Origin of the sequence: Arthrobacter bambusae (assembly GCF_030812595.1) — a bacterium.
GTDB classification, from domain to species: Bacteria; Actinomycetota; Actinomycetes; order Actinomycetales; family Micrococcaceae; genus Arthrobacter; species Arthrobacter bambusae_B.
The window spans coordinates 40,779-59,754 of record NZ_JAUSSZ010000011.1 but is presented as its reverse complement, the minus strand read 5'-3'; the positions used below and the strand labels follow the sequence as shown (position 1 = coordinate 59,754).

18 protein-coding genes are annotated in these 18,976 nt (G+C 63.9%); 12 read left to right on the top strand and 6 right to left on the bottom strand.

Annotated features, from left to right (window positions below; translation table 11 throughout):
* The first annotated feature begins 114 nt into the window (after nt 1-114).
* From J2S96_RS15085 to J2S96_RS15075, 3 genes are read left to right on the top strand one after another with little or no spacing between them, the layout of a single operon-like run.
* The gene (locus J2S96_RS15085) at nt 115-477 is read left to right on the top strand and encodes a DUF4244 domain-containing protein (RefSeq protein WP_306865179.1); all 363 of its coding nucleotides are present in this window, start codon (nt 115-117) and stop codon (nt 475-477) included.
* Nucleotides 474-1,025, top strand: a complete 552-nt coding sequence (locus tag J2S96_RS15080) for a TadE family type IV pilus minor pilin (RefSeq protein WP_306865177.1) — start codon at nt 474-476, stop codon at nt 1,023-1,025. The genes J2S96_RS15085 and J2S96_RS15080 overlap by 4 nt, the downstream gene beginning before the upstream one ends.
* The gene (locus J2S96_RS15075; protein ID WP_306865175.1) at nt 1,022-1,399 is read left to right on the top strand and encodes an Rv3654c family TadE-like protein; all 378 of its coding nucleotides are present in this window, start codon (nt 1,022-1,024) and stop codon (nt 1,397-1,399) included. The genes J2S96_RS15080 and J2S96_RS15075 overlap by 4 nt, the downstream gene beginning before the upstream one ends.
* Here the strand turns inward: J2S96_RS15075 and J2S96_RS15070 are convergent.
* Nucleotides 1,396-3,720 carry a DEAD/DEAH box helicase gene (locus J2S96_RS15070; protein WP_370873132.1) on the bottom strand — a complete coding sequence of 775 codons (2,325 nt, stop codon included), beginning with the start codon at nt 3,718-3,720 and terminating at the stop codon, nt 1,396-1,398. The genes J2S96_RS15075 and J2S96_RS15070 overlap by 4 nt on opposite strands.
* A gap of 112 nt (nt 3,721-3,832) precedes the next feature.
* On the bottom strand, nt 3,833-4,528 hold the full coding sequence (locus J2S96_RS15065) for a GNAT family N-acetyltransferase (RefSeq protein WP_306865171.1): 696 nt from the start codon (nt 4,526-4,528) through the stop codon (nt 3,833-3,835).
* A 125-nt stretch (nt 4,529-4,653) separates the two neighbouring features.
* On the opposite strand from J2S96_RS15065, the gene trhO reads away from it, so the two are divergent.
* Nucleotides 4,654-5,547, top strand: a complete 894-nt coding sequence (gene trhO, locus J2S96_RS15060) for an oxygen-dependent tRNA uridine(34) hydroxylase TrhO (protein WP_306865168.1) — start codon at nt 4,654-4,656, stop codon at nt 5,545-5,547.
* Nucleotides 5,548-5,556: 9 nt separating this feature from the next.
* Here the strand turns inward: trhO and J2S96_RS15055 are convergent, their stop codons facing one another.
* Nucleotides 5,557-6,096: a hypothetical protein gene (locus J2S96_RS15055; protein WP_306865165.1), complete on the bottom strand. Its 540-nt coding sequence runs from the start codon at nt 6,094-6,096 to the stop codon at nt 5,557-5,559.
* Between the two features lie 41 nt (nt 6,097-6,137).
* The gene (locus J2S96_RS15050; protein WP_306865162.1) at nt 6,138-6,575 is read right to left on the bottom strand and encodes a hypothetical protein; all 438 of its coding nucleotides are present in this window, start codon (nt 6,573-6,575) and stop codon (nt 6,138-6,140) included.
* Between the two features lie 113 nt (nt 6,576-6,688).
* Here J2S96_RS15050 and J2S96_RS15045 point away from each other — a divergent pair, with 113 nt between their 5' ends.
* The 8 genes from J2S96_RS15045 to proC all read left to right on the top strand — a co-directional run bounded on the left by J2S96_RS15045 (nt 6,689) and on the right by proC (nt 16,747).
* A complete protein-coding gene (locus J2S96_RS15045) occupies nt 6,689-8,392 on the top strand; it encodes a DUF7059 domain-containing protein (RefSeq protein ID WP_306865159.1) in 1,704 nt (567 codons plus the stop codon).
* 37 nt (nt 8,393-8,429) lie between these two features.
* Nucleotides 8,430-9,071, top strand: coding sequence for an ArsR/SmtB family transcription factor (locus tag J2S96_RS15040; protein ID WP_306865156.1), 642 nt, complete (start codon nt 8,430-8,432; stop codon nt 9,069-9,071).
* A 131-nt stretch (nt 9,072-9,202) separates the two neighbouring features.
* Nucleotides 9,203-11,929, top strand: a complete 2,727-nt coding sequence (gene topA, locus J2S96_RS15035; RefSeq protein WP_306865153.1) for a type I DNA topoisomerase — start codon at nt 9,203-9,205, stop codon at nt 11,927-11,929.
* A 229-nt stretch (nt 11,930-12,158) separates the two neighbouring features.
* Entirely contained in the window at nt 12,159-13,046 is an 888-nt protein-coding gene (locus J2S96_RS15030; RefSeq protein ID WP_306865150.1) for a hypothetical protein, read from the top strand.
* Nucleotides 13,047-13,165: 119 nt separating this feature from the next.
* Nucleotides 13,166-13,669: an SseB family protein gene (locus J2S96_RS15025; RefSeq protein WP_306865148.1), complete on the top strand. Its 504-nt coding sequence runs from the start codon at nt 13,166-13,168 to the stop codon at nt 13,667-13,669.
* Between the two features lie 88 nt (nt 13,670-13,757).
* Nucleotides 13,758-14,822 (top strand): Ppx/GppA phosphatase family protein, encoded by a 1,065-nt coding sequence (locus J2S96_RS15020; RefSeq protein WP_306865146.1) that lies wholly within the window; start codon nt 13,758-13,760, stop codon nt 14,820-14,822.
* A 1-nt stretch (nt 14,823) separates the two neighbouring features.
* Nucleotides 14,824-15,660: a sugar phosphate isomerase/epimerase family protein gene (locus tag J2S96_RS15015; protein WP_306865142.1), complete on the top strand. Its 837-nt coding sequence runs from the start codon at nt 14,824-14,826 to the stop codon at nt 15,658-15,660.
* A 256-nt stretch (nt 15,661-15,916) separates the two neighbouring features.
* On the top strand, nt 15,917-16,747 hold the full coding sequence (gene proC, locus J2S96_RS15010) for a pyrroline-5-carboxylate reductase (RefSeq protein ID WP_306865139.1): 831 nt from the start codon (nt 15,917-15,919) through the stop codon (nt 16,745-16,747).
* A gap of 13 nt (nt 16,748-16,760) precedes the next feature.
* Here proC and J2S96_RS15005 read toward each other — a convergent pair whose 3' ends face one another.
* Both J2S96_RS15005 and J2S96_RS15000 read right to left on the bottom strand, forming a co-directional pair.
* A complete protein-coding gene (locus tag J2S96_RS15005; RefSeq protein WP_171983496.1) occupies nt 16,761-17,399 on the bottom strand; it encodes a potassium channel family protein in 639 nt (212 codons plus the stop codon).
* Nucleotides 17,400-17,439: 40 nt separating this feature from the next.
* A complete protein-coding gene (locus J2S96_RS15000; RefSeq protein ID WP_306865134.1) occupies nt 17,440-18,873 on the bottom strand; it encodes a TrkH family potassium uptake protein in 1,434 nt (477 codons plus the stop codon).
* Nucleotides 18,874-18,976: the final 103 nt, after the last annotated feature.

The following is an 18,976-nucleotide window of genomic DNA, read 5'->3' as shown; positions in this document are numbered from 1 at the left end:
CGGTCAGGCGCGAGTTTTCCACTTAGGAGACTTCGGGACTTTTGAAGCCCCGGTACCGACGGAAGAGTCGAAGTATGTCCGGCAGCCAAGCCGGCCCCGCAGAAAGGAACGGAAATGAAAGCAACCGCCGATACGGTCCAGACCGCCCTGGCCCTCGCCCAGGCAGCCCCTCCCAGGCTGGAAGCCGAGATCCGGGAATTGTTCCCGGTCCCGCCGGGAAGCAAGGCCGTTCGGCGTGCAACCAAGTTGAATTCCAACGCTGCAACAAGCCGTGCGGGTTCCAGTGACGATTCTTCCTCTCCGAAAAGGTCGAAGAAGCGGCTCATGGGGTCCGAGCTTGGAATGGCCACGGCGGAGTATGCAATCGCCACGCTGGCGGCGGTGGGCTTCGCCGGACTTCTTGTGGTCATCCTTCGCAGCGAGGAAGTTCGTGGCTTCCTCCTCAACCTCATTCGCAGCGCGCTTTCCCTGCCATGACACGGCACGGTGCAAACCTCGGCGCCGAGAGTTCGGTGCGTCCACCGGCGGAGAAGCTCCACACCCCGCGGAGGCGCCGGCGGCGAGGTGTTTTCCCCGAAAGGGCCAACGGTGCCGTCACTGCGGAATTCGCTGTGGCACTTCCCGCTGTCCTGCTTCTTCTGGCCTTGCTTCTGGCAGGATCGGCCGCGGGAATTACGCAACTTCGCTTGGAAGAGGCAGCCAGGGCAGGAGCCAGGGCCCTCGCCAGGGGAGATGGCCACGCAACCGTGGACGGAATCGTTCGAAAATTGGCTGGAGATACGGCCTCGACTGTGGTTGCCGCCGACGGCGAATGGATCAAGGTCACAGTCTCTGCACGGGTCGCCGGCCCGTTGGGCTCCCTCATCCCGTGGAGTCTCTCGGCGACGGCATCGGCAAGGGGTGAGGCCCCGCAGCCGTCCGCCGCCACTGTTCCAGGGCTCGCGGTCCGGAAAGGCGCTGTGGATTTCAGAGGTGCTGTGCAGGTTGCAGGGCCCCAAGCCGCTATGGAAGAGGTTGCGGCGTGAGGGCGGGCAGTGCCCGCGCCGGTGCGCACTGTCGCGAGGCGGAACACGGGTCGGGAACCATCCTGGCCATTGCCCTGGCCCTTGTTGTCATGGTCTGCATGGTGGCGGCACTCACGTTGGCCCGGGCCATGGCGATGGCCCACCGCGCAGCATCTGCTGCCGACCTCGCAGCGCTCGCAGGAGCCGACGCGGCACGCGGCCTGACAGCGGGGGATCCTTGCCTGGTCGCGAGCGAAACGGCCGCGCGGCACGGAGCTTCCTTGTCGGCCTGCACAGTGCTTGGAGGCGGGATCGTGGAGATCCGCACTGAACTGGTCCGCGGTGCATTCTTCGGGACAGCGGGCGGCCGCTCTCGAGCTGGGCCGCCGCCTTAGGACGCGTCCCGTAGGAGCACGTTGATCAGCGTGACGGCGGCGTCCTTGTCCAGGGGATTGTTCTTGTTGCCGCATTTGGGGGACTGAACGCAGGAAGGGCATCCGGTGTCACACTCGCATGCTTCGATGGCGTCTCTTGTGGCGGTCAACCAGACTTTGGCTTTTTCGAAGCCGCGCTCGGCAAATCCCGCGCCGCCTGGATGGCCGTCGTAGACAAAGATCGTAGGAACTCCGGTGTCGGCGTGGAGCGCTGTTGAGACACCGCCGATATCCCAACGGTCACTTGAAGCGACCAGCGGGAGAAGCCCGATGGCGGCGTGCTCAGCGGCGTGGAGCGCACCCGGAAACTGTGCCTCGACAAGGCCCGCGGCAGTCAGTGAACGGTTGTGGACCACAAACCACACCGCCTTGGTGAAGAGATCCCTGGCCCCGAGTTCCAACGGTTCTTCGCCCAAGACCTCATTGGAAATCAGTGCCTTACGTTGGAAGGAGACCACCTGTGTTGTTACCTTCACTTCGCCGAAGTGGACAGCGATATCCCCCCATTCCATCGTCCGGAGCGTCTGCAGCACCTCGATCTGGGTCACGTCCCGTGCTGTGGTGTAGTAGTCCGGGTTGGTTCGACGAACCACCACGCAATGGTCCTCTTCGTTCAGTTCCTCGACCAGGTAACTGTCCCCTTGGTGCACATAGATCGCACCTGCATGCGCCTGGTAATGCGTCTGTGGCGAGTCCATGGTGCCCAAAAGGGAGCCGGTGTCGGAGTCCACGATGCTTACGGGGCCGCCGCCGTCCGCGCGGAGGTTCACCATGGCCGCGGCGCTCTCGGGGTGGGTCCAGAACCAGCCCGCGGGCCGTTTCCTCAGGTACCCCTGTTCCACCAGCTGATTCAGCAGCGACTCGGACGTTGGCCCGAACATGCCAAGCTCGGCCACACCGATGGGGAGTTCGGCCGCCGCCGCGCACAGGTGTGGGCCCAGCACGTAAGGGTTTCCTGGATCGAAGACGGTGGCTTCGACAGACACATCAAAGATCGCCTCCGGATGGTTCACGAGGTACGTGTCCAAGGGATCGTCGCTGGCAATGAATGCGGCAATGGCGTTTTGGCCCGCACGGCCGGCCCGCCCGATCTGCTGGAACAGGGACGCCCTCGTACCGGGCCAGCCGGCTACCAGCACGGCGTCGAGCCCGGAAATGTCAATGCCCAATTCCAACGCGGACGTGCTGGAGACGCCAAGCAGCTCACCGGAGCGCAAGGCTTTTTCCAAAGCCCGTCTCTCCTCTGGAAGGTAGCCGGAGCGGTACGCGGCAACCCTCCGGGGCAGGCTAGGGTCCACCTCGTCGAGGAGTCGTTTGGTAATGGATGAAATTGTTTCCGCGCCGCGCCGGGATTTGATGAAGGCGATGGTCCGCACCCGGGAGGACACCAGATTTGCCAGCAAGTCCGCGGTCTCAGCCACGGCGGTCCTGCGGGATTTCGCCCCGTTTTCGCCCTTCAGCTCGGTCAGGGCAGGCTCCCAAAAGGCCACCGTGGTGGAGCCATGCGGTGAACAGTCCTCGGAAACTTCGCGGACGGGAGTGCCGATGAGCCGGGCAAAGGACGTGCCGGGGTCTGAAGCTGTCGCGGACGCCGCAATGAACACCGGTTCAGGAAAGGAGGTGCCAGCACCGTAGTAGGCGCAGATTCGCCGGAGCCTGCGCATGAGGTTGGCGACGTGGGACCCGAAGACCCCACGGTAGCTGTGCGCTTCGTCCACGATGACGTATCGCAGCCTGCGGAAGAAACGGGCCCACCACGTGTGGTTGGGCAGGATCCCGAAGTGCAGCATGTCGGGGTTGGCGAGGATGAAGTTGGCATGATCGCGGATCCAGCGGCGCTGGGACTGGTCCGTATCGCCGTCGTACGTTTCCGCCCGAACCGTAGGGAGCCTGAGCCCGCGGATCGCTGCCAGCTGATCGGCTGCAAGTGCTTTGGTGGGAGAGAGATACAGGGTGACGGCGCCGTCGTCGTGGATCTTGCCCGGCTCGGACAACACCCGCAACTCGGAACGATGGATCGCGTCGAGGGCAGGCAGCTGATAGGCAAGCGACTTGCCCGAGGCGGTCCCCGTGGCAATAACGACGTTTTGGCCCGAGTGGGCGAGTTCGGCTGCTTCGATCTGGTGCCGGTAAGGTTCATGGATGCCCAAGGACCCGTAGGCGGCAACCACATCGGGATGAGCCCAGCCAGGCCATGCTTCATGGACGGCCTGGCGCGCCGGAATCGTGCGGACATGTCGCAACTGCTCCGGGTCCGGGCTCCTGCCCAGAAGGGAGATCATCGATTCAGTTGCGTCCACCTGAACATTCTGCCATTGCGCCGGAAAACGACGGTTGCCGGCGCCGCCGCGGTCCTGAAGCGGACCGAAGTCGGCTACGCCACAGGACGGCTGGCTAGGCCACAGACAGGTCGGTCTCGTCGACCGGCTTGGTGGACATCATGAGTACCTGGCAGACGTGCTTCCAGCCAAGGTGCGAGTAAAGATGCTGTCCGTCCAAGGAAGCCAGAAGGAGGCCGCTGTCGACGTCGTGTTGAAATGCCTGGGCGGCGAGGGCTTTCATGACGAAACTGCCAAGTCCGCGGCGCTGGTAGTTGGGTTCGGTGACGATCTTGTCGAACACCGCCGTCTGCCGGACCACGAACACCTGACCGCTGGCTGCCACCTCTTCGCCGGCATGGACCACCGCATAGTGGACGCCGTTGCTTTCGGAAGTGGAGAGCTTGAGGTCGTCATCAGAGAGCCAAGGGTCTTCGGCATCCTGAGTCCCCATGTCCACGATCATCATGGTCTGGGAATCCGAAGTGATGTTCAGCTGGTTCTCCCGAGCCAGCTGGGTATAGCGCCCAGCGTCGTTCGTGAGGATCGTCAGGATGCGGCTGTCCGCCTGGGCGGTCTTGGCCGCCAGTTCGGCGAACTCGGCATCCGAGGGGTCATGCGCAAAGTATTCCCAGTCGCCGGTTTTGTCCGCGCGCAAAGCTGCCGGGAATCGGCCTTCCTTGCGCGTTTCGTAATTCCGGGACCCGGACCAGCCAGCCACCCAGACGTCGAGCAGCTCAGCGATGTCTTCAACCAAGGCGTCGTGGCTCATGTAGAGAGACTATGCTAGCGGTTCGGGAATCAACAGGGCCGGTCAGTAACAGCTCCATTAACACTTTGGTCAACCGCACCATAGCTCGACACACGGGTTTGGGGCCACCAAGTACCCTTAAACACGTGGCTTTGAACAGAATTGTGCTTTTCTATGGCTTTACCCCGATCGCTGACCCGGACGCCGTCCGGCTGTGGCAACGCGCCCTGTGCGAGAAGCTCGGCCTGACCGGGCGCATCCTCATTTCCAAAGACGGCATCAATGCCACCGTCGGCGGGGAACTGAACAACGTCAAGCAGTATGTGAAGACCACCAAGGAATACCGGGGTTTCCACGGGATCGACTTCAAGTGGTCCGAAGGCGGAGCCGCGGACTTTCCGAGGCTCAGCGTCAAGGTTCGCGATGAGATCGTGTCCTTCGGGGCCCCCGGCGAACTGAAGGTCGATGAGAACGGCGTTGTCGGTGGCGGCACCCACCTCCAGCCCGAAGAGCTCCACGCACTCCTGGAGGAAAAGAAGGCGGCCGGGCAGGACGTGAAGTTCTTCGACGGTCGGAACGCCTTCGAAGCCGAGATCGGCAAGTTCAAGGACGCAATTGTTCCCGACGTCGCCACTACCCACGACTTCATCAAGGAACTCGACTCGGGAAAATACGACGATCTCAAAGACAAGCCTGTGGTCACGTACTGCACAGGCGGAATACGTTGCGAAGTCCTTTCCAGCCTCATGGTGAACCGCGGTTTCAAAGAGGTCTATCAACTTGACGGCGGGATTGTCCGCTACGGCGAAACCTATAAGGACCAGGGCCTGTGGGAGGGCTCCCTGTACGTCTTCGACAAGCGCATGCATATGGAATTCAGTGAAGACGCCAAGACGATCGGCCAATGCGTCCGCTGCCAGGCGCCCACCAACAAGTTTGAAAATTGCTCCAACCTGAGCTGCCGCAACCTCACACTGTATTGCACCGAATGTGCCTCGAGCCCGGAAACGTTGCGTTGTCCGGAGGGTTGCGCAGCCTAGGTCCGGTCGTTAGATCCGGCTCACCCGGTACGCGAAGTTCGCCGGGGCATTGGCGGTGATCGTGATGCCCAGTACGGCGTCCGTCTTCAGCTGCAGGACCTTGACCCGCGTGCTGCCGCACCGCAGCATCACTTCGACGCGCACTTCGCCCCCTTCCCGCACCGTGAATTCCGCGCTGGTGGCCCCGCCACGGCACGCCATTGTCACCGCATACGTTCCCCCCGGAAGCTGGGTTGTCTCTTCGTCGCGGGGCTTTCCGGCGGACAACAGGCCAAAGCTGCTATGGAACGACAGCCCGTTCAGGTCCGGAAGCACGTCCTGTGCCCAAGCCTTCAGTGCATCGCCCGTGACGGTCTGGCTCAACGGCGGATCGCGGGGCAGCGCCGGTTCAACAACGACCGCTGACGGCGGACTGCTCACCGGGGCCCTGCCGTCTTCATAGGTGTACTCGCACGAGGACATTGTGCCGGAGGCGAGCACACCGCAAAGCACGACGGCGGGAATCGCCGACCGCGTCGTCAATACCGTCAGGGCGCGTGCCCACCCCATAACCCGACTCTACGCCCGGCGGTCATCCCGAACGAGGCCAGTTACGACGCCGGCACCAATTGGTATGCGTAGATCACGGGCGCATCCACACTGCTTGCGCTGATGCTCAACGGGCCGGTGGAGGGAATCTTGATGCGGGACGTTTCGCGGCTGCCATTGCATGCCGCCCCAGCCTCGGTGATTTGCGTACCAGCCGAAGAAACGTCGAAGAATGCCTTGCCACCGCCGTCGCAGGCAACCGTCAAGACGTAGCTTCCCGCTGCGACGCCGGGGAAGCTCTTGACCAAGTGGTCCCGGTTCGGGATCTTCCCGGAGTCCTCCACGACGATCCCGGCCGCCGAGGGCATGGTTGTCGCCTTCCACGCGGGGATGTCGGCGTTTGAGACGGACCCCCCTGAGGAACACGCCGTCACCGCCAAGGTGCCTGCGCCAATGACCAGAAGTGCTGCGCGACGCCAAGTAGAGGGGAGAACTGCCATGATTCAACGCTACCTGCTCGAACGGCTCCCGGCCGACGCCGGCCGCCGGCCCCAACAGAGCCACGCCACCGGCCCCAACAGAGCCCGGCCACCGGCCCCAATAGACTTGCACGGTGACTGATCCCGCGACGCCCGCCACCTTGGGGACCACCCCGGATACCCCCGCCTCCCACGATGCTCCCCGCAGCGACCTTCCCGAGTTGCTCACAGCGCTCGCCGACGACCTGCGAAGCGTTGGCTACACCGTGGACGGAGTGGCCGGCCTCCTGGGAGAGTCCGCCCACGCGGCCCTCGCCCGGGACCAACTTATCCCGGCACTCATCGTCACCGATCCCGCGGCCTTCACCGGAGGCTCGCCGGCGGACCGCGCGAAAGCCGCGCTCGCCGTCGTCGTGCGCTTGTGGCTTCTCGCTGTCCCCCAAACTGAAGACGACATCGACGCCGCACTGCCGCGCATCCGCACCTCGGGCCTAACGGAGCTTGGCCTGGTGGAGAAGAACGACGGCGGTGCTGTCGCCGCCAAAGTGGATTTGCGCCCGTACGGCTGGGAAGGTGAGTCCGGAGCAGACAACGGCGGCGGCGCCGAACTGTGGGTTGCCAGCGATCTCGCCGCCCACCAGCAGCCCGGAGTGCTCCGGCACGACCATGTGCTGGGCATCGGGCAGGCCTCCACAACGCTTGTCCAGACCACCATCCGCAGGCACTCGAAACGAGCTTTGGACCTCGGAACGGGCTGCGGAATCCAGACTTTCCACCTCCTGCACCACAGCGAGCACGTCACAGCCACCGACATCTCCGGGCGGGCCCTCGCATTCACCCGTTTTAATCTGATGCTCAATGCCGAGGCACTGCACCTTGATCCGGCCGACCTCGAGTCCCGGGTGAGCTTGCGGCTTGGCTCGCTCCTGGAACCCGTGGCGGGGGAGACTTTCGATCTGGTAGTGTCCAACCCGCCGTTCGTCATTACCCCGCGGCGCGCCGGCGAGCTTTCTTCGGATCAGTTCACCTACCGCGACGGCGGCCTGCCGGGCGACGACATCGTCGCCAACCTCGTCCGCACGCTGCCCGACGTCCTGGCGCCCGGCGGCACGGCGCAGATGCTCGGCAACTGGGAGATCCCGGCGGGCACTGCCTGGAGCGAACGGCCGGCGTCGTGGCTGGCTGGCTCCGGCACGGAGGCGTGGTTTATCCAGAGGGAACAGGTGAGTCCCGAACTGTACGCGGAGACCTGGCTGCAGGACGCCTCCGAGGGGCGTGACCGTGAACTTTACCGTGCTGCCTACGCGGCCTACCTGGAGGATTTCGCTTCACGCAACGTGGAGGCCATCGGCTTCGGAATGATCTGGCTGCGGAGGCCCGCAGGGACCGAAATTACGCAGACCGGGGGAGCCGCGCCTACCCGCTTCGAAGAAATCACGTACCCTATCGAGCAACCGATTGGTCCGCACCTTGCGGCGGCGGTTGAACGCGCCGACTGGCTGGGCACCCATGAGCTCTCGGACGCCCACCTGCTGGTGGCCGAGGATGTGACAGAGGAACGCCACCAGCGGCCCGGCGCCGAGCACCCCGGCGTCATCTTGTTGCGCCAGGGCGCGGGGCTGCGCCGGACGAATCTGTTGAGCACCGAGTTGGCCGGTTTCGTGTCGGCGTGTGACGGGGAATTGACCGTGCGCCAGCTGATCGGCGCCTTGGCCGCCCTGCTGGGTGGCGGGGACGACTTCGACGACGACGCTTTCCGCGCCGGATTGCTCTCCGATGTCGGGAACCTGGTCCGCGATGGCTTCCTGCTTCCCGCGGCATACAACGCGGACGCATAGGACGATTGCGGGCTGCACCGGCGGATAAACTGTTGCGGTGAATGAAGACAATGGGGTATCAACCGGGCTCGCATCTCCGAAACGCCGGAAACGGCCCGGGAAGACGGTGGAGATCACCGACCCTAAAGCGATCCGTGCGCTTGCCCACGCCGCCCGGCTTGAGGTCATCTCGGAGCTGTATTCCACTCAGCTGAGCCGCACGGCCACCGAGCTCGCCGCACAGACCGGGCTCACGCCCAGTGCCATGAGCTACCACCTGAGGGCCCTCCAGAAATGGGGGATTGTGACTGCTGCTGACAACGAGGGCGATGCGCGCGAACGTCGTTGGAAGGCCGCAGGTTCGGACTTCACCATCAAGTCCGGAGGCAACGCTCCGAGCCCGGAGATCGCCGTCGTCGAGCTCGAACTGGACGCCTTCCGGCGTCGGGCGACCGCCTTCACCCGCGCCCGCGGTGAGCGGCGCCAGCGCGGCGAGGTCGCGAACGAGGCAGCCGCCATGGTTCTGTCCAGCGATCTGTTGTATTTGACTCCGGATCAGCGGGCGGACCTCAAGGCCAAATTCCAAAACCTCATCAGGTCATATGAGCTCGAAGATCCTACACAGATTCCCGAAGGTGCGGTGCGAATCGCTACGATGTGGTCAATGATCCCGGACGACCGGACCCCGTCCTCAAGCTAGTCCCCACCGCCACCCTAGCCTCGCAGGCAAGGCCAGGGAACCCACGCGGAAAACGCACGATTCTGCAAAATATGGTGAACTAGGCCAATATGGGCACGAGCCCAAGCAATTCATTTTTCTGTAGGAGAACCGTGCCCAGCAAGGCAAAAACCGGCAAGAAACTCGTGATCGTGGAGTCTCCGGCCAAGAGCAAGACCATCGCCAAGTACTTGGGCGAAGGCTTCGTTGTCGAGGCCTCGATCGGCCACATCCGCGACCTGCCGCAGCCCTCGGACCTTCCTGCAGAACTGAAGAAGACCTCGGTAGGCAAGTTCGCCGTCGACATCGAAAACGACTTCAAGCCGTACTACGTCGTGTCGCCGGACAAGAAGAAAAAGGTTGCCGAACTCAAGGCCCAGCTGAAAGACGCTGACGCGCTCTATCTCGCAACCGATGGGGACCGCGAGGGCGAGGCCATCGCGTGGCACCTCCTTGAGGTCCTGAAACCCAAGGTTCCCGTCTACCGCATGACCTTCGGCGAAATCACCAAGGAAGCCATCCACCGCGCCATGGACAACCTGCGCGACGTCGACAGCGCCTTGGTCGACGCCCAGGAAACCCGACGCATCCTGGACCGCCTCTACGGTTACGAAATCTCCCCGGTGCTGTGGCGCAAGGTTGCCCGTGGCCTGTCCGCCGGCCGCGTGCAGTCGGTCGTGACCCGCATGGTGGTGGACCGCGAACGCGAACGCATGGCCTTCAAAGCAGCCTCGTACTGGGACCTGACGGGTCAGTTCGGTACCGACTCCGCGACCTTCAAAGCGAAGCTCGCCGCCGTTGACGGCGCCAAGGTGGCCAGCGGCCGTGACTTCAACGACGATGGCGTCCTCATTTCCGCTAACGCGGTGCACCTCAACGAGGAACTCGCGACGTCGTTGGCGGCCGGGCTGGAAAACGCGGACTTCCGCGTCCGCTCGGTGGACACCAAGCCCTACACCCGCCGTCCCGCCGCGCCGTTTACGACGTCGACCCTCCAGCAGGAGGCCGGGCGCAAGCTGCGCTTCTCCTCCAAGAGCACCATGCAGATCGCCCAGCGCCTGTACGAAAACGGCTACATCACCTATATGCGTACGGACTCGTCGGCATTGAGCGACGAGGCCCTCACAGCTGCCCGCCGCCAGGCTGCTGAGCTGTACGGTCCCGAGTACGTGCCCCAGTCTCCCCGCGTCTACGCGAACAAAGCGGCAAACGCGCAGGAAGCACACGAAGCCATCCGCCCCGCAGGTGACTCCTTCCGCACCCCGGCCCAGGTGGCCAACCAACTGACCGGCGACGCTTTCCGCCTCTACGAACTCATCTGGAAGCGCACCATCGCCTCCCAGATGGGCGATGCCAAGGGGTCCACGGCCACCATCCGCCTCGGCGCGGTGGCTAACGATGGGCGCGACGCCGAGTTCTCGGCCTCGGGCACAGTCATCACCTTCCCTGGCTTCCTCGCCGCCTACGAAGAAGGCAAGGACGAGAGCCGCGGCGACGAGGACTCCGACGAAGCCCGGCGCCTGCCCAACGTGGCCAAGGACGATTCCCTCACGGCATCGGAAATTGTTGCAGTTGGCCATGAGACCTCCCCGCCGCCGCGGTATACGGAAGCATCGCTCACCGCGGAGTTGGAAAAGCGCGGGATCGGCCGCCCGTCCACCTACGCGTCCACGATCTCCACCATCCAGGACCGCGGCTACGTCCGGAAGCAAGGGTCTGCCCTGGTTCCCAGCTGGATCGCCTTCTCCGTGATCCGCTTGCTGGAGCAGCACTTCACCGATTACGTGGACTACGAATTCACGGCCGACATGGAAGGCGACCTGGACAAGATCGCCAACGGGCAGGCAGTTGGCGCCGCTTGGCTCAAGCACTTCTACTACGGTGAAGACGCCGATCCCGGCCTCCTGAGTATCGTCAACAACCTCGGTGAAATCGACGCACGCGAGATCAACTCGGTGCCGATTGCCGAGGGCATCACTCTGCGCGTTGGCAAGTTCGGCCCGTACCTGGAAAGTTCGGTCCCCACCGTCGACCCCAAGACCGGCGAAGTGGTGGAGTCGGCCCGCGCCAACGTCCCCGAGGACCTGGCGCCGGACGAGCTCACTGCGGCCAAGGCCGTGGAGCTCATGGAAACGGCTGCCCCCGAGGAACGCGTCCTGGGGACGGACCCGCACACCGGCCACACTGTGGTTGCCAAGAACGGCCGCTACGGCGCCTACGTCACCGAGATCATCCCGGAGATGACCGAAGAGCAACTGGCCAACCAGCCCGTGGAGTACTACAAGAACGGCAAACCCAAGCCGCCGAAGAAGCCCGTCAAGGCCAAGCCGCGCACAGGCTCGCTGTTCAAGTCAATGACCGTTGACTCGATCACGCTCGACGAAGCCCTGCAACTCATGAGTTTGCCCCGCGTCCTCGGCGAGGACGCCGAAGGCAACCCCATCACGGTGCAGAACGGCCGCTTTGGACCCTACTTGAAGAAGGGCACGGATTCGCGGTCCATCGGATCCGAGGAAGAGATCTTCACCATCACCCTGGAACAGGCGCTTGAGATCTACTCCCAGCCGAAACAGCGTGGTGCACGGGCAGCCGTACCGCCCCTGGCCGAGTTCGGTCCGGACCCTGTTTCGGAGAAGAACATCGTGGTGAAGGAAGGCCGTTTCGGTCCGTACATCACCGACGGCGTCACCAACATCACCGTTCCGCGCGCCACATCCTTGGAGGAGCTGACCCGGGAGCAGGCCATCGAGCTGCTTGCCGAGAAGCGCGCCAAAGGCCCGGTCAAGCGGACCACTACGGCCCGCAAGTCGCCGGCGAAGAAGGTCGCGGCGAAGAAGTAGGGCGGCGCCCGGCGACTCGAGTTGCCGAATTCGTGGGTGTGGGCCGGGGGCTGCGTTTCAGATACGTAGCGCCCGGCCCACACCCACGTAATGGGTTTCCACATAGCTCGATTGGCTGGTTCCGCGGACTCCGCTGCTCGCAGATGCTGGTGCAGTGAACAGCTACGGAAATGTTGGCCCGCTTGTCCCGGTTGACCCTCTAGCGGGGGTTTGGCTTCCGCCCGGGAACATGTGGCGGACAGAGGAGCTACTTTCCTTCGGACTCAGCAAGCGCCGGATCAATGAATACCTCAGTTCCGGCTCACTGGTGAAGGTCCGCACGGGTGTCATGGTCCGCGGCGCTGTCTGGAAGGGACTCTCGGGTGCTGGCCGGGAGCGCGCCCGGTTGGCGGCGTATTGCCATCGGACCCTCCGTGTTACCGCGGACGGTCTGACGTTCAGCCACACTTCCGCCGCCCGTCTGCACCGCTTGTATTTGTGGAGGGCTGATCAGTTGATCCACGTCATCATTCCGTACCGCGCGGCTCGCGGCTCCCACGCTTCCGACGTCAGGGCCCATTCAGGCCTCCTCCTGCCCGGGCAGCGGATCGAGATTGACGGACTTCCAGTGACAACACTCGACCGCACCGTTCTGGATTGCGCGCGAATATTGAATTATCGGCAGGCCCTGATTCTCCTGGACCACGGTTTGAGGCGCGGATGCAATCGTGAGTGGTTGGAATCAGCCTGCGCCAATCTGGTCGGTGCGAGGGGAGTCGCCGCTTTCCGAAAAGCCCTGGCCTTCGCGGACCCACTGTCCGAATCCCCAGGGGAGAGCTTGACCCGGGACGCGATCGCCAAGCTCGGATTCCCGGATCCCGTGCTCCAGTTGCGGGTCCAAACACCTCGCGGCGCTTACCGGTTCGACTTTGCGTGGCCGCATCTTCGGGCGGCCTTGGAGTTCGACGGCAAGGCAAAGTACTTCGACTACAGGCCAACTGCGGAAGTGATCTTCGAAGAACGGCAAAGGGAGAAGCTGCTGACAGAGCAGGGCTGGCGGATTCTCCGCATCGGTTGGAAAGACCTCTTCGACGAACGCGACCTGAAAATACGCCTACTCAGGCTCCTCCGGAGCTGAGATCGTGGGTATGGGCCAGGGGCTACGTTCCGGAACGCAGCCCCGGGCCCACACCCACGATCTCGACGGGCGACCGTGGGCGAATTGCTTCAGCATGGGAACCGTGATCGAGTGGAACCATGACAGATCAGCCTGCAGCCCCGGAATCCCAGCCTTTGAACGACCTTGAGGCGAAGCTCGCGAAGGCCGGGCAACCCGACGCGAACCCGGTGGACGTCATCCTGGCGTTCCTGAACAACGAGGTCTACATCCTGAGCACCGACTCCTTGGATAAGCCTGACGCCTCCGTGGAGCCACTGGTCCTCGCCAACTCCGAGGGACAGCCTGTCCTGGCCGTATTCAGCCACCCCAGCCGGGTGGAATCGCACTTCCTCGAGGCCGCACCCAACGTCCTCGGCACTCACGGCGCCGCGATTCTGGACAGCATCGGTAACGAGCTGGGCCTCGTGATCAACCCGGGCAGTGAGCACGGCTTCGAGATGGGCCCGGAAGGCATCGCCAACGTCCGCCGCGACTTCACTCGCGTTGACGAAGCCGCCGAAGCCGCGGCTCCCGAAGCCCCCGCCGAAGCCCCCACCCAAGCCGCAGCCGAAGAAGCGGATACCGACGGACCCCGCGACTAGGCGGACCCCGGCACTAATTGACTAACCGGCGGCATGAATCGGCAGTGGAACTTGCTTCACACGCTTCGAATCGGGGAATAATGGCAGAATGCGTCTTGGCGTCCTAGACATCGGTTCCAACACCGTCCATTTGCTTTTGGTGGACGCGCATCCGGGTGCACGCCCGGTCGCATTTGCTTCCCACAAGCGGCCACTTTCGCTGGTTCAGTTCCTGGACGCCGACGGGAACATCAACGACGCCGGGCAGCACGAGTTGATTGAGTTCGTGCTCGAAGCCTGGGAGTTCGCAGCCCGCCACAAGGCCGAAGACCTCCTGGCTTTTTGTACCTCGGCCATCCGCGAAGCCACCAACGGCATCGAGGTCCTGGCCCGGGTAAAGCATGAGACCACGGTGACCCTGCAGGAACTCACCGGCAGCGAAGAAGCCTCCATGACGTTCTTCGCGGTTCGACGCTGGTACGGCTGGGGGGCTGGCCCCATCCTGGACTTGGACATCGGCGGAGGCTCCTTCGAAATGGCGTTCGGCCAGGACGAATTGCCCGAGCTGGCGGTGTCAGTGCCGCTTGGCGCCAGCCGCCTGACCCGGGACTGGCTCCACAACGATCCGCCCACGGCCAAGAGCGTCAAAGAGCTGCGCAAGTACATCCGCCACACCCTCAAGCCCGTGGTGCGTGAGTTCAAGCAATTGGGCAGGGCCAACCTTGTCGCCGGCACCTCCAAGACCTTCCGATCGCTTGCCCGCATCGCAGGTGCGGCCCCCAGCGGCGCCGGCCCTTACGTCAAGCGCGAACTCCATGCCACGGACCTGGGACTCTGGGCGCAGCGGATCTCGGCGATGACCGTTGAGGACCGCCTGTACCTCCCGGGTGTCTCGGATGCACGGGCGGCGCAGATCCTTGCTGGTGCCCTCGTTGCCGAGGCCGCACTGGAAATGTTCGAGTTTCCCAGCATGGAGATCTGCCCTTGGGCGCTGCGCGAGGGATTGATCCTGCGCAGGCTCGACCAGCTGATCTTCGATGGCCCGCTGGCCCCGGCCCCGCATGTCGGACTCGGGGGCGCGGCACCGGTGCCACGCCGGGGCGCCAACACCGGAAAGGCCGCGTCCGCGGCAGCACCGATACCAATCCCCGTCGCCGGGAGGCAGGCCAACTAACATGAGTACCGACGTCGAGCACTCCGAAGAAGACACGCCAAGGATCCCGGTGGCGCTATCCAGCGCTTCGGTGTACCCGCTCAGCGTTCATGACGCGTTTGCCGTGGCCCAAGACCTCGGATACGACGGGGTGGAGGTGATGGTGACCAACAATGCCACCAGCCAGAACCCGGATGCCCTCATCCAGCTAAGCCATCGCTATGACCAGCAGATCGTCTCCATCCATGCCCCCACATTGCTGCTGACGCAGCAGGTTTGGGGTCCGGCGTGGAACAAGATCGAGATGTCCTGCCAGATGGCGCGCGAAGTCGGCTGCAACACCGTGGTGGTCCATCCGCCGTTCCGCTGGCAGTCGAACTATGCGGAGAACTTCGCCGCCGGTGTGCGCGAGATCGCGGCGATGTACCAAGTGCACATCGCGGTGGAGAACATGTATCCGTGGCGTGTGCGCGGCCGCGAGGCCCTCGCTTACCTTCCGCACTGGGATCCGCTGGGACAGGACTACGACGACGTCACCTGGGATTTCTCGCACGCCGCCACAGCGGGTGCAAACAGCCTTGAGGCGATCCAGGTCCTTGGGAGCAAGCTGCGCCACGTCCACCTGACGGACGGTTCAGGCTCTGGCAAGGACGAACACCTGATCCCCGGCTACGGCACCCAACGGTGCGCAGAGGCCCTCCAGTATCTCGCATCCAGTGGATTCGAAGGCGCAGTGGTTGCGGAGATCTCCACGCGCAAGGCCAAGTTTGCCGGTGAACGCGAGGAATGGCTCGCCGAAACGCTGCGCTTCGCGCGCCAGCACTTGGGGGCGCCTCTTGTGGGAGCCTTCGAGATCTAGGGTTTCCGCTTAAATGAGAAAGCACCGGCGGTCGCCACGGGAAAATGGGGGGAAACCCGCTCGACCACCGGTGCTTGTGGCGGACATCCCCATGCCCGCCTCATCACTCGCACCCTCAATGAGGTAACTACAAAGTTACGGAGCGATGTTGGGTGCAGCCTGCAATAAGCTTGTGAGCCAGCTGGGAATCCTGGCTCCTCTGCTGAGTCCTGCAACTGGTTCGGCAGCGCCGTAGCTGAACTGGCATCATGGAGCCATGAGCAACCGAATCGCATTCCTTGGCTGTGGGTCCATGAACGAGGCCATCCTGGGTGGCCTGCTGGCTTCCGGAACGGATCCGTCGGACATCGTCGCCACTGTACGTCGCGCAGAACGCGCCGCCGAACTGGCTGGGCGCCACCACGTCATGACCATCGCCGGAGCCGAGGAACCCGATAACAACAAGCTGGCCACCAAGGGCGCTTCGGTAGTCATCCTGGGCGTGAAGCCCGTGGGCATCGCCGATCTTGCCCGGGAAATCTCGCCCGCGCTGTCCAAGAACACGATCGTGATCAGTGTTGCGGCTGCCGTATCCATCGCCCAGCTGGAAGCAGCCCTTCCCGCGGGTCAGCCGGTCATCCGCACCATGCCGAACACGCCCGCCAAGCTCGGCCGCGGGGTGGTTTCTGTTTCGCCCGGAACCAATTGCACCCCCGGGCAGCTCCAACAAGCCAAAGACCTCCTCGCCGCCGCCGGCACGGTGGTGGAAATCCCCGAGGAGCAGGTTGACGCCCTCTCGGCTGTCAGCGGCTCGGGCCCCGCCTATGTGTTCTATCTTGCCGAGGCCATGGCTGCCGCCGGCGTCGAGCTTGGCCTGGATCCCGATCTTTCGCTCATGATTTCCCGCGAGACCGTGGCAGGCGCGGGTTTCATGCTCGCCGAGCCGGGAGCGGACCCCACCGCGCTTCGCACCGCGGTGACCAGCCCTAACGGAACCACGGAGCGCGCCATCGCGGCGTTCAACGACGGCGGGATACCCGCGATCATCGCGGACGGAGCCCGTGCCGCTGCGGCACGGGCCGCGGAAATCACCCGGCAACTGGGGTAGCGTCGGACGCTGCCTACGGACGTGCCGCGAAGCGCTCCAGCAGGTCGACGTGCCCGGACACAATCAGCATGTCGCGCCCGGAAACCTTCGTGTCCGGACGGGCATAGGTGAAGTCCTCGCCCGGTGACTTCACGCCGACAATGGTCACGCCGTACTTGGAGCGGACCTTCGACTCATCCAGCGTGAAGCCCACGGTTTCCTTGGGCGGGTACATTTTCACGATGGCGAAATCGTCGTCGAACTCGATGAAGTCCAGCATGCGCCCGGAGACCAGGTGTGCTGCGCGGACCCCGGCGTCGGCCTCGGGGTAGATGACGTGGTTGGCGCCGATGCGGGTGAGGATCTTGCCGTGGGAGGCGGTGATGGCCTTCACCCAGAGGTGTTCGATGCCGAGGTCCACCAGGTTCACCGTGATGAGCACCGAGGACTCGATCGACGTCCCCACCCCCACCACGGCGGAGCTGAATTCCTGCGCTCCGAGCTGGCGGAGGGCGTCGATGTTTGTGGCGTCGGCCTCCACGACGTGCGTCAGTACGGAGGCCCAATTCTGCACGAGCGTACGGTCCCGTTCGATGGCGAGGACTTCGCGTCCCTGCTTGACGAGTTGTTCGGCGGTGGCAGCGCCGAAGCGGCCGAGGCCGATGACCAGCACGGGTGCGTTGTGCGCCGGACGGTTGGGGGCGCCTGATGAACTAGCCAATGATCGGCCTCTCTTCCGGGTAATGGAATAGCTGCCTGCGCTGGCGGAGGGCCAGGGCGGAGGCAAGGGTAATGGTACCGATGCGGCCGGCGAACATGAGGGCGGCAAGGATGTAGACCCCCGACGGCGGCAGCTCGGCACTGAGGTTCGTGCTGAGGCCCACGGTGGCGAAGGCCGAAATGGTTTCGAAGAGTACCCGGTCCAGGCTGGCGCCGCTGATGGACAGCAGCAGGAAGGCGGCCACGCACACCAACGTGGCACCAGCAACGATCACGGAGATGGCCACGCGCATGGTGCCCTCGGGGATGGTGCGGCCGTAGACCTTGACGTCGGCATCGCCCCGCGCTTCCGCGATGATGGCGAGGAACATGACGGCGATGGTGGTCACCTTGATGCCGCCCGCCGTCGACGCCGAACCACCGCCGGCGAACATGAGCGCGTCGGACAGCAGCCTGGTGGTGGAATCCACGTGGCTCTGGTCAACGAGGTTGAAGCCTCCGGAGCGCGTCATGACCGAGGCGAAAATGGAATGCGTGACCTTGTCCCCGACGCTCATGTTGGCAATGGTGTTGGTGTTGTTCCACTCCATCAGGCCCCAGAGGAACGCTCCGGCAATGAGGAGGATCAGCGAAACCTGGATGGTCAGCTTGGTGTGGAGGCTCCACTTCTTCCAATTGAGGCCGTGCTTGCGGAGCACCAGCATCACAGGGAAGCCCAGGCTGCCGAGGAACACGCCAAGCATGAGCGGCACCAGAATCCACAGGTCCGCTTCGTACGGCACAATACCGTCGGAATGGGGCGTGAAACCGGCATTGTTGAAGGAAGAAACCGAGTAGAAGACCCCGTGCCAGACGGCCTGCCAGAAGTCCTCTCCGAGTGTAAGGAACCGGGGAACCATGGCAATGGCGAGTACGGCCTCGATGGTCACGGACGTCGAGATGACGATCCGCAGCAAGCTACCCACTTCGCCGAAGCGTCCTGCGTTGTTCAGGGCCTCCTGGGCGATGAGCTTGCCCCTCACGCCCAACCGTTTGCTGACCATGAGCGCCAGGAGGGAAGCGAGCGTCAGGGCTCCCAAGCCGCCCACGAAAATGCCGAGGAGAATGACGAGCTGGCCGAAAAAGGTCCAGTGGGTCGCCGTCGACACGACGGTCAGGCCGGTCACGCAAACACTCGAGACAGCAGTGAACAATGCCTGGTAGAGGGGAGTGACCGCACCGTCGGCCGAGGCCGCCGGCAGGGACAGCAGACCGGTGAACAAGAGAATCGCGAAGCCGTAAGCGCTCAGCGCCAATCGCGCCGGCGAGGTGTTGGCAATGTTGTCGATGAAGTCGCGGAGGCCCGTGAAAATCCACAGGCCTCCCCGCTCCGGCTGGACGGATTGCCAGCTGGCCGGGTCTCGGGACCCCGACTGGCTCTGAGTCATGGCAGTGCTGTTCGCTTCTGGTCGATTGATTCTGCTTTCTTGAGTAGTAAACCACTAATCGCCCGGAGTAACGGGGCAGCTGCGTTCCCGCCGCTCGGGTAGC

Excerpts from the sequence above, each read along its gene's own strand:
- J2S96_RS15085 (WP_306865179.1), top strand. The coding sequence starts at position 115 with ATGAAAGCAACCGCCGATACGGTCCAGACCGCCCTGGCCCTCGCCCAG.
- J2S96_RS15080 (WP_306865177.1), top strand. The coding sequence starts at position 474 with ATGACACGGCACGGTGCAAACCTCGGCGCCGAGAGTTCGGTGCGTCCA.
- J2S96_RS15070 (WP_370873132.1), bottom strand. The coding sequence starts at position 3,720 with ATGATCTCCCTTCTGGGCAGGAGCCCGGACCCGGAGCAGTTGCGACAT.
- J2S96_RS15065 (WP_306865171.1), bottom strand. The coding sequence starts at position 4,528 with ATGAGCCACGACGCCTTGGTTGAAGACATCGCTGAGCTGCTCGACGTC.
- J2S96_RS15055 (WP_306865165.1), bottom strand. The coding sequence starts at position 6,096 with ATGGGGTGGGCACGCGCCCTGACGGTATTGACGACGCGGTCGGCGATT.
- J2S96_RS15050 (WP_306865162.1), bottom strand. The coding sequence starts at position 6,575 with ATGGCAGTTCTCCCCTCTACTTGGCGTCGCGCAGCACTTCTGGTCATT.
- J2S96_RS15030 (WP_306865150.1), top strand. The coding sequence starts at position 12,159 with ATGTGGCGGACAGAGGAGCTACTTTCCTTCGGACTCAGCAAGCGCCGG.
- J2S96_RS15025 (WP_306865148.1), top strand. The coding sequence starts at position 13,166 with ATGACAGATCAGCCTGCAGCCCCGGAATCCCAGCCTTTGAACGACCTT.
- J2S96_RS15020 (WP_306865146.1), top strand. The coding sequence starts at position 13,758 with ATGCGTCTTGGCGTCCTAGACATCGGTTCCAACACCGTCCATTTGCTT.
- J2S96_RS15015 (WP_306865142.1), top strand. The coding sequence starts at position 14,824 with ATGAGTACCGACGTCGAGCACTCCGAAGAAGACACGCCAAGGATCCCG.
- proC (WP_306865139.1), top strand. The coding sequence starts at position 15,917 with ATGAGCAACCGAATCGCATTCCTTGGCTGTGGGTCCATGAACGAGGCC.
- J2S96_RS15000 (WP_306865134.1), bottom strand. The coding sequence starts at position 18,873 with ATGACTCAGAGCCAGTCGGGGTCCCGAGACCCGGCCAGCTGGCAATCC.